Source organism: Citrobacter sp. Cpo090 (assembly GCF_030332665.1).
GTDB classification, from domain to species: Bacteria; Pseudomonadota; Gammaproteobacteria; order Enterobacterales; family Enterobacteriaceae; genus Citrobacter; species Citrobacter portucalensis.
In genome coordinates this window covers 381,833-395,293 of sequence record NZ_JAOWHK010000030.1, presented here as the reverse complement: position 1 = coordinate 395,293, position 13,461 = coordinate 381,833, and the positions used below count along the sequence as shown (strand labels likewise).

General features: G+C 54.4%; 9 protein-coding genes. 1 reads left to right on the top strand and 8 read right to left on the bottom strand.

Going from position 1 to position 13,461, the window contains the following annotated elements:
• Nucleotides 1-9: 9 nt before the first annotated feature.
• The 3 genes from OGY83_RS14640 to glpE form a co-directional block, all read right to left on the bottom strand.
• Nucleotides 10-768, bottom strand: coding sequence for a DeoR/GlpR family transcriptional regulator (locus OGY83_RS14640; RefSeq protein ID WP_003023499.1), 759 nt, complete (start codon nt 766-768; stop codon nt 10-12).
• A 95-nt stretch (nt 769-863) separates the two neighbouring features.
• Complete coding sequence (glpG, locus tag OGY83_RS14635) at nt 864-1,694, bottom strand: rhomboid family intramembrane serine protease GlpG (protein ID WP_079938120.1); 831 nt, start codon at nt 1,692-1,694, stop codon at nt 864-866.
• Nucleotides 1,695-1,769: 75 nt separating this feature from the next.
• Nucleotides 1,770-2,096 (bottom strand): thiosulfate sulfurtransferase GlpE, encoded by a 327-nt coding sequence (gene glpE / locus OGY83_RS14630; protein WP_079938121.1) that lies wholly within the window; start codon nt 2,094-2,096, stop codon nt 1,770-1,772.
• A gap of 198 nt (nt 2,097-2,294) precedes the next feature.
• On the opposite strand from glpE, the gene glpD reads away from it, so the two are divergent.
• Nucleotides 2,295-3,803 (top strand): glycerol-3-phosphate dehydrogenase, encoded by a 1,509-nt coding sequence (glpD, locus tag OGY83_RS14625; RefSeq protein ID WP_003023494.1) that lies wholly within the window; start codon nt 2,295-2,297, stop codon nt 3,801-3,803.
• A gap of 91 nt (nt 3,804-3,894) precedes the next feature.
• On the opposite strand, the gene glgP is transcribed toward glpD, so the two are convergent.
• Genes glgP through glgB form a run of 5 tightly spaced genes read right to left on the bottom strand, consistent with a single transcriptional unit; the run spans nt 3,895 to nt 13,264 of the window.
• Nucleotides 3,895-6,342, bottom strand: coding sequence for a glycogen phosphorylase (glgP, locus tag OGY83_RS14620; protein ID WP_079938122.1), 2,448 nt, complete (start codon nt 6,340-6,342; stop codon nt 3,895-3,897).
• Nucleotides 6,343-6,361: 19 nt separating this feature from the next.
• Nucleotides 6,362-7,795: a glycogen synthase GlgA gene (gene glgA / locus OGY83_RS14615; protein WP_123268800.1), complete on the bottom strand. Its 1,434-nt coding sequence runs from the start codon at nt 7,793-7,795 to the stop codon at nt 6,362-6,364.
• Nucleotides 7,795-9,090, bottom strand: a complete 1,296-nt coding sequence (gene glgC, locus OGY83_RS14610) for a glucose-1-phosphate adenylyltransferase (RefSeq protein WP_079938124.1) — start codon at nt 9,088-9,090, stop codon at nt 7,795-7,797. Before glgC ends, glgA begins: the two co-directional genes overlap by 1 nt.
• 14 nt (nt 9,091-9,104) lie before the next feature.
• Nucleotides 9,105-11,081: a glycogen debranching protein GlgX gene (gene glgX, locus OGY83_RS14605; protein WP_079938125.1), complete on the bottom strand. Its 1,977-nt coding sequence runs from the start codon at nt 11,079-11,081 to the stop codon at nt 9,105-9,107.
• A complete protein-coding gene (glgB, locus tag OGY83_RS14600; RefSeq protein WP_191234562.1) occupies nt 11,081-13,264 on the bottom strand; it encodes a 1,4-alpha-glucan branching enzyme in 2,184 nt (727 codons plus the stop codon). Before glgB ends, glgX begins: the two co-directional genes overlap by 1 nt.
• Between the last annotated feature and the right edge of the window lie 197 nt (nt 13,265-13,461).

The following is a 13,461-nucleotide window of genomic DNA, read 5'->3' as shown; positions in this document are numbered from 1 at the left end:
GGAATTACCTTAGCACAGCTCTAACTGGATATGATGGTCAGCAATCACCTGCATCACGCCAGCAGGCGGCAGCGTGTCGGTATACACCGCATCCACCATGCTGATGCTGCCCATATTCACCATCGCGTTACGCCCAAACTTCGAGTGGTCCACCACCAGCATCACATGCCGTGAATTCTCAATGATCGCGCGTTTGGTGCGAACTTCGTGATAATCAAACTCCAGCAGAGAACCATCGCTGTCGATGCCGCTGATCCCTAAGATGCCGAAGTCCAGACGGAACTGAGAAATAAAGTCGAGGGTCGCTTCACCCATAATACCGCCGTCGCGGCTACGTAGTTCACCACCGGCGAGGATTATGCGGAAATCCTCTTTCGCCATTAGCGTATTCGCCACATTGAGGTTGTTGGTCACAATGCGTAAATTGCTGTGATTAAGCAGCGCGTGGGCCACCGCTTCCGGCGTGGTTCCGATATCAATAAACAGCGTTGAGCCGTTCGGGATCTGCGTGGCAACTTTGCGGGCAATGCGCTCTTTTTCCGCCGTCTGCGTCGCTTTACGGTCATGCCACGGGGTGTTGACCGAGCTGGATGGCAGCGCCGCGCCGCCGTGATGGCGCAAAATCATGTTCTGATCGGCCAGATCGTTAAGATCGCGGCGAATCGTCTGCGGGCTAACGGAGAAATGCTCCACCAGCTCTTCAGTACTGACGTATCCCTGTTTTTTTACCAGCTCGATGATCGCGTCATGTCGTTGTGTTTGCTTCATTGTTGTTCCCTGAAATTTTGCCGGATGCGCTGTCGCTTATCCGGCCTACAAATTGGTCCAAACGCACATCGCCTTCCGGCACCACAAAACTTGAATCAAGTTCGTTTCCGTACATTTATAGTATCGGCAAACGCCATTGCCAGACCCACGGCCAACCCGGCGATATGAGCGCCATTCGCCATCGACATGCCGAATAGATCAAACCAGCCGGCAACAATCCAGATCAAAGCAAAGATAATCAAACCACGCTGCAGGAAAATACCGCTTTGCGGATCGCGCTCACCGCGCAACCACACGTAGCCCATCAGCGCATAAACCACGCCAGACAGGCCACCAAACCACGGACCGCTAAATTTCTGCTGAACATAGCCGCTCAACAGGGCACTGATCACGGTAATAACAATCAGCTTTCCACTGCCCAGACGCTTTTCAACCGCACCGCCGAGATACCACCACCACAGCAGGTTGAACAGAATATGCATCAGCGAGAAGTGCATAAAAGCGTGGGTGAAATAACGCCAGAATTCAAATTTCAGCGAAGGGTCAAACGGCCATGCCAGCCAGAGCATCACCGCCTGGTCGCCCAGCACGTTCATCGCGATAAAGACCAGCACACACGCGGCCATCACCAACCAGGTTACCGGGCCTGCGCGTTCGCGCAATGTGGCCAGGAATGGATAACGCTGGTAGCGCAGACCGCTGTCGGTCTGACCCGACTGCCAGCTTGCCGCGAGGTAGCGCGGATCGCCCGGATTCTCCAGAAATCGCGCCAGTTCAGCATGCACGCGCTCGGCCTGGGACTCATCCGCCAGCCAGACATCCGTTTGCTGATGTTGTTGAATCGTCAGGATAACGCCCTGTGTCGCCATATAATCAACAAATGCCTGCGCCACGCGGGGGTTAGCAAAAGAGGTAATCATCAACATGGTTGCTGTCGCTTATTCCACACAAAAGAGGACAGTATATATATCCTGCCCGTTTCAGGCTGCATCTTTGTTAGCTTACGAACCGTATGTCACTTCTGCCGGAAAATGTCGATGCCAGGCGTCGAAGCCGCCATCAACGCTGTAAACCGCGTCATAGCCCTGCTGAAGAAGATATTGCGCCGCGCCTTTACTGCTGTTGCCGTGATAACACATCACCAATACGGCGGTGTCGAAATCATGCTCGCGCATAAATGTCCCCAGCGTGTCGTTCGTCAGATGAAACGCCTGCGGGGCATGACCCATGGCATAGCTTTGCGGATCACGGATATCCACTAATACCGCGCTCCCCTGGTGCAGCTTCTGATGCGCTTCTTCGACATTAATACATTCAAACTGATCCATTGCTCTCTCTTCTTTATATGGCAGGTGACGCTTTTCGGACATGTTACTGCTTAGTGTACGTCCCGACGGCAGTTAAACGCCATAATGTTATATGTATCACTGTAAATTGTTTATCCGATGTTACCAATGGCGCGATTCTTTGCTATTATGCTCGATAACGAACATTAATGAGCTATAACGAAAGTGCGAGAGGCCAGCATGGAAACCAAAGATCTGATTGTGATAGGTGGAGGCATCAACGGTGCCGGTATCGCGGCAGATGCCGCTGGACGCGGTTTATCCGTGCTGATGCTGGAAGCGCAGGATTTAGCCTGTGCCACCTCTTCCGCTAGCTCCAAACTCATCCACGGTGGCCTGCGCTACCTGGAACACTACGAATTTCGTCTGGTAAGCGAAGCGCTGGCCGAACGTGAAGTGCTGTTGAAAATGGCACCGCATATCGCCTTCCCGATGCGCTTTCGTCTGCCCCACCGCCCGCACCTGCGTCCGGCGTGGATGATCCGCATTGGTTTGTTTATGTACGATCATCTGGGCAAACGCACCAGTTTGCCAAGTTCTACAGGTTTGCGTTTTGGCGCAGATTCCGTAATGAAACCTGAGATTGTGCGCGGTTTCGAATATTCTGACTGCTGGGTAGACGATGCACGGCTGGTTTTGGCAAACGCCCAAATGGTCGTACGCAAAGGCGGAGAAGTATTAACCCGCACTCGCGCCACCTCTGCTCGCCGTGAAAACGGGTTGTGGATTGTTGAAGCTGAAGATATCGATACCGGCAAAAAACACACCTGGCAGGCGCGTGGCCTGGTCAACGCCACCGGTCCGTGGGTGAAAGAGTTCTTCGACGATGGTATGCACTTACCATCGCCGTACGGTATTCGCCTGATCAAAGGCAGCCACATCGTAGTGCCGCGCGTACATACCCAGAAGCAAGCTTATATTCTGCAAAACGAAGATAAACGCATTGTGTTTGTTATCCCATGGATGGACGAATTCTCGATCATCGGGACGACAGACGTTGAATACAAAGGCGATCCGAAAGCGGTGAAAATTGATGAAAGCGAGATCAATTACCTGCTGAAGGTTTACAACGCGCACTTTAAGAAGCAGCTGGGCCGTGATGATATCGTCTGGACTTACTCGGGCGTGCGTCCGTTGTGCGATGACGAGTCTGACTCACCGCAGGCGATCACCCGTGATTACACGCTGGATATCCACGACGAAAACGGCAAAGCGCCGCTGCTGTCGGTCTTTGGCGGTAAGCTGACGACCTATCGTAAGCTGGCTGAGCACGCGATGGAAAAACTGGCATCGTACTATCAGGGAATTGGTCCGGCGTGGACGAAAGAGTGCATTCTGCCAGGCGGTGACATTGGCGGCGATCGCGAAGATTACGCGGCCAAACTGCGCCGTCGCTACCCGTTCCTGACCGAATCGCTGGCGCGCCATTACTCTCGTACCTACGGCAGCAACACCGAATGGGTCATCGGCGAAGCCACCTCGCTTGCCGAGTTAGGTGAAGACTTTGGCCATGAATTTTATGAGGCCGAGCTGAAATATCTGGTCGATCACGAATGGGTTCGTCGTGCGGAAGATGCGTTGTGGCGTCGCACGAAAGAAGGGATGTGGCTGAACGCTGAGCAGCAGTCGCGCATGACCCAGTGGCTGGCGGAGTATATCGAGAAACACCAGCTGTCGCTGGCCTCCTGATAAAAATGCCGGATGGCGGCTAGCGCCTTATCCGGCCTACAAGAGTGCATAAACGTAGGCCGGGCAAGCGAAGCGCCCCCGGCATCGTGTGTTACAAGCGCACCGAATCAATATGCCAGATATTTTCGGCGTACTCTTTGATCGTCCTGTCCGACGAGAAGTAGCCCATGTTGGCGATATTAATCATCGACCTGGTGGTCCACTCTTCCGGATGACGATACAGTTCGTCTACCTTATCCTGGCAATCAACGTAGCTGCGATAATCCGCCAGTACCTGATAATGGTCGCCAAAGTTGATCAGCGAATCCACCAGGTCGCGATAGCGTCCCGGCTCCTCAGGGCTGAACACCCCGCTGCCAATCTGCGTTAGCACCTGGTGCAGCTCTTCGTCTTTCTCATAATACTCACGAGGCTTGTAGCCCTGGCTGCGTAAAGCCTCGACCTCTTCCGCCGTATTACCAAAGATAAAGATATTTTCTGCGCCCACATGCTCCAGCATCTCAACGTTGGCACCGTCCAGCGTCCCGATGGTCAGCGCTCCGTTGAGAGCAAATTTCATATTACTGGTACCGGAGGCTTCGGTCCCGGCCAGAGAAATCTGCTCAGACAGGTCGGCAGCAGGAATAATCACCTGCGCCAGGCTGACGCTGTAGTTGGGGATAAACACCACTTTCAGCTTGTCGCCAATTTGCGGATCGTTGTTGATCACTTTAGCGACGTCGTTGATCAGGTGAATGATATGTTTCGCCATGTAATAAGCGGAAGCCGCTTTACCGGCGAAGATATTCACACGCGGCACCCACTCAGCGTCAGGATCGGCCTTAATGCGGTTGTAGCGGGTGATCACATGCAGCACGTTCATCAACTGCCGTTTGTATTCGTGAATACGCTTGATCTGCACATCAAACAGCGATTTCGGGTTCACCACCACGTTAAGCTGCTGGGCAATGAGCGTGGCCAGACGCTTTTTATTCTCCAGCTTCGCACGGCGCACCGCCTGATTTACCAGCGGGTAATCGCAGTGCTGCTCAAGCTCGCTGAGCTGGCTGAGATCGGTTCGCCAGGTGCGGCCAATATTCTCATCCAGCACTTCAGAGAGCGACGGGTTAGCCAGCGCCAGCCAGCGGCGCGGCGTCACGCCGTTGGTGACGTTGCAAAAACGAGTCGGGAAAATCTTCGCAAAATCAGCAAACAGCGACTGCACCATCAGGTTGGAGTGCAGCTCGGAAACGCCGTTAACCTTGTGGCTCACCACCACCGCCAGCCACGCCATACGCACGCGACGGCCATTAGACTCATCGATAATCGACGTCCGCCCCAACAGAGCGGTATCGTTCGGATACTGTTCCTGCAACGTCTTCAGGAAGTAGTCGTTGATCTCAAAGATGATTTGCAGATGGCGCGGCAGAATTTTGCCCAGCATATCGACAGGCCAGGTCTCCAGCGCTTCGCTCATCAAGGTGTGGTTGGTATACGAGAAGACCTGGCAGCAGACCTCAAACGCATCGTCCCAGCTGAACTTATGCTCATCGATCAGCAGTCGCATCAGCTCAGGGATCGACAGCACCGGATGGGTGTCGTTCAGGTGAATGGCGATTTTATCCGCCAGGTTGTCGTAGGTTTTGTGCAGCTGGTAATGACGGCTCAGAATGTCCTGCACCGTGGAGGAGACCAGGAAATACTCCTGACGCAAGCGCAGTTCGCGCCCTGAATAGGTGGAGTCGTCCGGGTACAGTACGCGGGAGACGTTCTCGGAGTGGTTTTTATCTTCCACCGCCGCAAAATAGTCGCCCTGGTTAAACTTACCGAGATTAATCTCGCTACTGGCCTGGGCATTCCACAGGCGCAGCGTGTTGGTGGCGTCGGTGTCGTACCCGGGGATAATCTGGTCGTAGGCAACCGCGAGGATCTCTTCGGTTTCTATCCAGCGCGTTTTCTTACCTTCCTGCTGAATACGCCCGCCAAAACGCACTTTGTAGCGCGTGTTGTGACGTTTGAATTCCCACGGGTTACCGTATTCCAGCCAGTAGTCCGGTGACTCTTTCTGTCGGCCATCAACAATGTTCTGCTTGAACATGCCGTAGTCATAACGAATACCGTAGCCGCGTCCCGGCAGACCCAGCGTTGCCAGAGAGTCCAGGAAGCAGGCAGCCAGACGTCCTAGACCACCGTTGCCAAGACCCGGGTCGTTTTCTTCGTCGATCAGATCTTCAAGATCCAACCCCATACCTTCCAGCGCATTTTTGACATCGTCATAAATACCCAACGATAACAGTGCATTGGAAAGCGTGCGGCCAATCAGAAACTCCATAGACAGGTAATAGACCTGGCGAGTTTCCTGGGATAATTGCGCACGGTTAGAACGCAGCCAGCGCTCCACGAGACGATCGCGCACCGCGAACAACGTGGCGTTCAGCCACTCATGTTTATTGGCAATGACCGGATCCTTACCAATTGTGAACATCAGCTTATAGGCAATAGAATGCTTAAGTGCCTCTACGCTGAGTGTGGGCGATGCATAAGTAAATGGAGCATTCATATAGGTGATTCCTGGATATCTATTTCAAGCGATAGTAAAGCTCACGGTATGACTTCGCCGCGACTTGCCAGCTAAAATCCATAGTCATGGCCTGACGTTGTACAAACCGCCACAGCGAAGGCCGGGACCACAATACGAAAGCACGCCGGATCGCGCGTAACAGCGACCAGGCATTACTATCTTCAAATACAAACCCACTGGCGATACCGTCCGCCAGGTTTTCCAGCGAACTGTCAGAGACTGTATCAGCCAGCCCACCGGTGCGCCGCACCAGTGGCAGCGTGCCGTACTTCAATCCATACAACTGCGTTAAGCCACATGGCTCAAAACGGCTGGGAACCAATATCACATCGGCCCCACCCATGATGCGGTGCGAGAAGGCTTCGTGATAGCCGATCTGCACACCCACCTGCCCCGGATGTTCCGCCGCCGCAGCGAGGAATCCTTCCTGTAATACCGGATCGCCCGCGCCTAGCAATGCCAGCTGTCCACCCTGCTCTAACAACCCCGGCAGCGCTTCCAGCACCAGATCCAGCCCTTTCTGACTGGTCAGACGGCTGACTACTGCAAACAGCGGCACTTTATCGTTAACCTTAAGTCCCATCGCTATCTGAAGCTGACGTTTGTTTTCCGCCTTCTCCTCCAGCGAGTCGCGCGTATATCGCGATGCCAGCAGCAGATCGGTTTCCGGGCTCCAGATTTTTTCATCAACGCCGTTCAGCACGCCGGAAAGACGTCCTTCACGATGACGTTGCTGCAACAGACCTTCCATCCCGTAGGCAAACTGCGGCTCGGTAATTTCCCGCGCGTAGGTTGGACTCACCGCCGTAATGTGGTCGGCGTAGTACAACCCTGCCTTCAGAAACGAAATCTGCCCGTTGAACTCCAGTCCGTGCACATTAAAGAACGACCATGGCAATTGGATGTCATCCATATGCTTTGCATAAAACATGCCTTGATACGCCAGGTTGTGGACGGTGAACACCGATTTCGCCGGATGGCCGCGCGCCGCCAGATACGCCGGGGCCAGCCCCGCATGCCAGTCGTGCGCATGCACCACATCCGGGCGCCAGAATGGGTCAAGGCCACAGGCCATTTCACAGCCAACCCAGCCCAGCAATGCAAAACGCTGTACGTTATCGGTATACGCAAACAGGTTAGTGTCGTGATACGGGCTACCGGGGCGGTCATAGAGATGCGGCGCGTCAATCAGGTAAATACCCACGCCGTTAAAATGCCCGAACAGCAGCGTGATACGTCCGGCGAAGGTATCCCGACGCGTCACCACCTGCGCATCGGGAATGCCGCGACGAATATCAGGAAACGCCGGGAGCAACACGCGGGCATCCACGCCATCGGCAATTTGCGCGGCTGGTAACGCCCCAATAACATCCGCCAGTCCCCCGGTTTTTAACAGGGGGAACATCTCTGAACAAACGTGTAAAACCTGCATTATCGCTCCTGTTTGATCTGCAGTTTGCGCAGCATTTCACGCGTGACCAGTACAATACCTTCCTCTGAACGGTAGAAACGACGTGCATCTTCTTCCGCGTTTTCACCAATTATCATGCCTTCGGGAATAACGCAGGCACGGTCGATAATGCAACGACGTAAGCGGCACGAACGTCCCACCCACACTTCAGGTAACAACACTGCCGAATCAATGTTACAGAATGAATTCACCCGCACTCGTGGGAACAGAACGGACTGCACCACCACTGAACCCGAAATAATGCATCCGCCAGAAACCAGCGAGTTCAGCGTCATTCCGTGGCTGCCGGAACGGTCCTGAACAAATTTTGCCGGTGGCAGCGATTCCATGTGCGTACGGATTGGCCAGTCCTGGTCGTACATGTCCAGTTCAGGCGTCACTGAAGCCAGATCGAGATTCGCCTTCCAGTAGGCTTCCAGCGTACCCACGTCACGCCAGTACGGCTCGGATTCTGGGTCAGACTGTACGCAGGACAACGGGAATGGATGTGCATACGCCATGCCAGCTTCGGTGATTTTCGGGATAATGTCTTTGCCGAAATCGTGACTGGAGTTTTCATCGAGATCATCTTCCGCCAGCAATTCATACAGGTAATCGGCGTTGAAAACGTAGATCCCCATACTGGCAAGAGATTTGGTCGGGTCGCCTGGCATAGCCGGCGGGTTGGCGGGTTTTTCAACGAACTCGATAATTTTATCGGTGTCGTCCACGTCCATCACGCCAAACGCGCTGGCCTCTTCAATAGGCACTGGCATACAGGCCACGGTGCAACGCGCGCCTTTCTCGACGTGGTCGATCAGCATGCGTGAGTAGTCCTGCTTGTAGATATGATCGCCCGCGAGGATCACCACATATTCCGCTTTATAGCGTCGAATGATGTCCAGGTTTTGGGTCACCGCATCCGCCGTACCGCGATACCAGTTTTCACCCTGCATTCTCTGTTGAGCAGGCAGCAGATCGACGAACTCGTTCATCTCTTCACTAAAGAACGACCAGCCACGCTGAATATGCTGCACCAGCGTGTGAGACTGGTACTGGGTGATCACGCCAATACGGCGGATCCCGGAGTTAATACAGTTGGATAAGGCAAAATCGATAATGCGGAACTTACCGCCAAAGTGCACAGCAGGTTTGGCACGTTTGTTGGTTAAATCTTTTAAGCGGGTACCGCGGCCACCGGCCAGAATCAGGGCAACAGATTTTAATGGCAGCTGGCGCGCCAACATTACACGATCGTTCTTCTCTAAACTCACCATGACTAACTCCTTTTTTATCTTCTCTGGAACACACACAGTCCGTGCGCAGGTCCCTGCCAGACAGCCGTAAGCACCGGATTATCCTCTCCGGCAAATGGGGGAACGGCACACCATTCCCCTTCAGGTAAAACGATATCTGTCACCTCAAGCGTGGCATTTATTGCAATCAGAAAACGGTCTGAAAGCAGGATTTGCATCTGTCTCGGGCCGTTTTGCCACTCATCCGCACTTAAGGGTTGTGCGTACTTATTCAGCCAACGAACATTGCCATCGCCCTCTTCCCACCAGCGATCGTCCGTTAATGCAGGAATTTGCTGACGAAGATGGATCAGGGCAGCGGTAAATGTGGTTAGCCCGCTGTTTGCCTGCTGCCAGTCCAGCCAGGTCAGGGCGTTATCCTGGCAGTAAGCGTTATTGTTGCCGTGCTGGCTATGACCATGCTCATCGCCCGCCAGCAACATCGGCGTCCCCTGGGAGAGCAACAGCGTGGTTAACAGCGCATGAATGCTGTCGCGCCGCCGCTCAATCAGGTCCAGCGTGCCGCCTAATCCTTCTTTACCATGATTGTCGCTGTAGTTATTGCTAGTGCCGTCGCGATTTTCCTCACCATTCGCTTCATTGTGCTTATTTGTGAAGCACACACAGTCGCGTAGCGTAAAACCGTCGTGCGCAGTCACCAGATTGACCGTCGCGCTGGGTTGGCGACCATTGCGTTTAAACACGTCGCTGGATGCGGCAAAACGCCCGGCAAACTCGCCCAACGAGAGATTACGCTGGAGCCAGAAGCGTCGCGTCGCATCGCGGAAATGGTCATTCCACTCGGCAAACGGCGGAGGGAAATTCCCCACCTGGTACCCGCCTTCACCAATATCCCACGGCTCCGCAATCAGCTTAACGCGTGAGAGCAGCGGACAGTTTTGGATCGCGGTAAACAGCGGCGCATCCTGACGAAACGCAGGTGTACGCCCCATGACGGAAGCCAAATCAAAACGAAAACCATCCACATGACAGGTTTCAACCCAGTAACGCAGGCATTCACATGCGTATTCCACAACGCCCGGATGGCTCAGATTGAGGGTGTTCCCACAACCGGTCCAGTTGTAGTAATCACCATCGTCCCTGATCCAATAATAGCTACGGTTATCAATTCCGCGCAGCGAGAAGACGGGCCCTTCGAGATCCAGCTCGGCGCTGTGGTTCAAAACGATATCGAGAATGACCTCAATCCCCGCTTTGTGCAGCGCTTTTACCGCATCGCGAAACTCATCAAGCGCACTCTCCGGCGAACAGGCATAGGCCGGATGCAGCGCGAACATCGCTACCGGGTTGTAGCCCCAGTAGTTCGACAGCCCCAGCCGCTGAAGCCGTGGTTCGCTGGCAAAATGCGCCACCGGCAGCAGCTCCAACGCGGTAATGCCGAGGCGCTTGAAGTAATCGATCATCACTGGATGGCCCAGCGCTTTGTAGGTTCCGCGAATCTCTTCCGGCAGGTCAGGATGCAAATACGTCAACCCTTTGACATGCGCTTCGTAAATCACGGTATTGCCCCACGGCGTGCGCGGCGGGGCATCATCCTCCCAGTCATAATGATCGGACACCACCACGCCCTTCAGCGCGATGGTGGCATTATCATGATGATCCGGTTCATTTAGCCCACCGTGCAGCAGCGGGTTATCTTTTAACTCGCCATCCACCCGACGGGCGCAAGGATCAAGCAGCAGCTTGGCCGGATTAAACCGGTGGCCCTGCTGCGGTTGCCATGGGCCATGGACGCGATAGCCATAGCGCAGACCGGGCCGGGCGTTGGCGAGATAGCCGTGCCAGACATCACCGCTACGCCCCGGCAGGTCATAGCGAAGTTCGCACCCTTGCTCATCGAATACGCATAATTCAACGCGTTCAGCGTGGGCCGAAAAGAGTGTGAAATTGACGCCATGGCCGTCATACGTTGCACCATGGGGGGTGGCGTTGCCGGTTGCCAGTTGCGTCATTACTCCTCCCGAACCAGCCAGATCGTGGCCAACGGCGGCAACGTGAGGCTCAGTGAGTGCTGACGACCATGACTGGCGATTTCATCGCTGTGCACCGCTCCACCGTTGCCGGTATTGCTGCCGTGGTAATGCATCGAGTCGGTATTGAGGATCTCACGCCATTTGCCTGGCTGATTGATACCGAAGCGATAGCCATGGCGGGGCACAGGCGTAAAGTTACTGACCACGATGATTTCATTGCCGACCTTGTCACGACGGACGAACGCCAGCACCGAACGTTCGTTGTCATCCACCACCAGCCACTCAAAGCCATAAGCGTCAAAGTCGAGCTCGTGCAGCGCTTTGTGATGCCGGTAGGTGTGGTTCAGATCGCGCACCAGTCGTTGTACGCCGTGGTGCCAGTTATCGCCGCCTTCCAGCAGATGCCAGTCGAGGCTAGCGTCATGGTTCCACTCACGTCCCTGCGCAAACTCGTTGCCCATAAACAGCAGTTTCTTGCCCGGGAAGGCCCACATCCAGCCGTAGTAGGCGCGCAGGTTGGCAAACTTCTGCCATGCGTCTCCCGGCATGCGGTCGAGAATGGATTTTTTACCGTGTACCACTTCATCGTGCGACAGCGGCAGGACAAAGTTTTCGGTGTAGTTGTACAGCATGCCGAAGGTCAGCTTGTCGTGATGATGCTGGCGATGAATCGGATCCAGCTTCATGTAGTCCAGCGTGTCGTGCATCCAGCCCAGGTTCCACTTATACCAGAACCCTAAACCGCCCATGTCCTGCGGTCTGGAGACGCCAGCAAAATCGGTGGACTCTTCCGCCATGCTCACCGCACCCGGCACCTGTTCGCCAAGAATGCGGTTGGTATTGCGCAAAAATTCAATGGCTTCGAGGTTTTCACGACCGCCAAATTCGTTCGGGATCCATTCCCCTTCTTTACGGCTGTAGTCGCGATAAATCATCGACGCCACGGCATCCACGCGCAGCGCGTCGATCCCAAAACGTTCAATCCAGTACAGGGCATTACCCACCAGGTAGTTGCTGACTTCACGGCGACCGTAGTTGTAAATCAGCGTGTTCCAGTCCTGGTGATACCCTTCGCGCGGGTCGCTGTGCTCATACAGATTGGTGCCATCAAACTCTGCCAAGCCAAAGTCGTCCGATGGGAAATGGCCCGGCACCCAGTCGAGAATGACGTTCAGCCCCGCCTGATGCGCGGCATTAACGAAATAGCGGAAATCATCGCGCGTCCCGAAGCGACGGGTCGGCGCATACATGCCGGTAGGCTGGTAGCCCCAGCTACCGTCGAACGGATGCTCGTTAATTGGCAACAGTTCGAGATGGGTAAAGCCCATCCACTTGGCGTAAGGCACCAGCTGATCCGCCAGTTCGCGGTAGCTCAGCCAGAAGTTGTTATCGGTATGACGACGCCATGAACCCAGATGTACTTCATAGATAGAGATCGGCGCATCAAACTGGTTGGCTTTTTTACGCTCCTCGCTTTGCACTACTTTTTCCGGCAGACCGCAAATAAGTGACGCGGTTTCCGGGCGCATTTGCGCTTCGAAGGCGTAAGGGTCCGCTTTGATTCGCAGCTTACCGTTGGCATCGATCATCTCGTATTTATACAGCTGACCATGCTGCGCGCCGGGGATAAACAGCTCCCAGATACCGCTTTCTTTACGCAGGCGCATCGGGTGGCGACGGCCATCCCAGTAGTTGAACTGACCAACCACCGAAACACGCTGGGCGTTGGGCGCCCAGACGGAGAAACGCGTACCGGTGACGCCATCCATGGTATCCGCATGCGCACCCAGCGTTTCGTAAGGTCGCAGATGCGTACCTTCAGATAACAGCCATGCATCCATATCCTGGATCAGCGGGCCAAAACGATAAGGGTCATCAATCAAATTCTGCTGTCCATGCCAGACAACGGCCAGCTGATAGCGAAAGAAATTTTTACGGCGGGGAAGTACTGCACAGAAAAAACCGCGAGAGTCGAGGCAATCCAGCTTGCCGACTTTGCGTCCGGTTTTGGGTTCGATCACCCACACTTCGGTGGCGTCAGGTAATAGGGCGCGGACTTCAAGTCCAGCATCAGTTTGGTGCATACCGAGTACGGAAAAAGGATCCGCAAAATGGCCTGCAATTAGCGCATTAATCACGTCTCTATCGATACGAACGGACATGGTTGTCATCCTGTTTTATGGTGTCACCCCTTCCAACTGATTTTCGACATCAGGTAGTGACACTTTTTTTGACCTGAACGGCGCAGCACAATTGTGCATCCTCTCTGCGTCGTCCCACCTTCAGGCAACAACTTAATACCTCCGGTACTAAGTCACCCTTAAAGAATAGCCAATGCTTTATCTTACTCCTGGTAAAA

Coding starts and splice junctions, on each gene's coding strand:
- OGY83_RS14640 (WP_003023499.1), bottom strand. CDS start 768: ATGAAGCAAACACAACGACATGACGCGATCATCGAGCTGGTAAAAAAA.
- glpG (WP_079938120.1), bottom strand. CDS start 1,694: ATGTTGATGATTACCTCTTTTGCTAACCCCCGCGTGGCGCAGGCATTT.
- glpE (WP_079938121.1), bottom strand. CDS start 2,096: ATGGATCAGTTTGAATGTATTAATGTCGAAGAAGCGCATCAGAAGCTG.
- glpD (WP_003023494.1), top strand. CDS start 2,295: ATGGAAACCAAAGATCTGATTGTGATAGGTGGAGGCATCAACGGTGCC.
- glgP (WP_079938122.1), bottom strand. CDS start 6,342: ATGAATGCTCCATTTACTTATGCATCGCCCACACTCAGCGTAGAGGCA.
- glgA (WP_123268800.1), bottom strand. CDS start 7,795: ATGCAGGTTTTACACGTTTGTTCAGAGATGTTCCCCCTGTTAAAAACC.
- glgC (WP_079938124.1), bottom strand. CDS start 9,090: ATGGTGAGTTTAGAGAAGAACGATCGTGTAATGTTGGCGCGCCAGCTG.
- glgX (WP_079938125.1), bottom strand. CDS start 11,081: ATGACGCAACTGGCAACCGGCAACGCCACCCCCCATGGTGCAACGTAT.
- glgB (WP_191234562.1), bottom strand. CDS start 13,264: ATGTCCGTTCGTATCGATAGAGACGTGATTAATGCGCTAATTGCAGGC.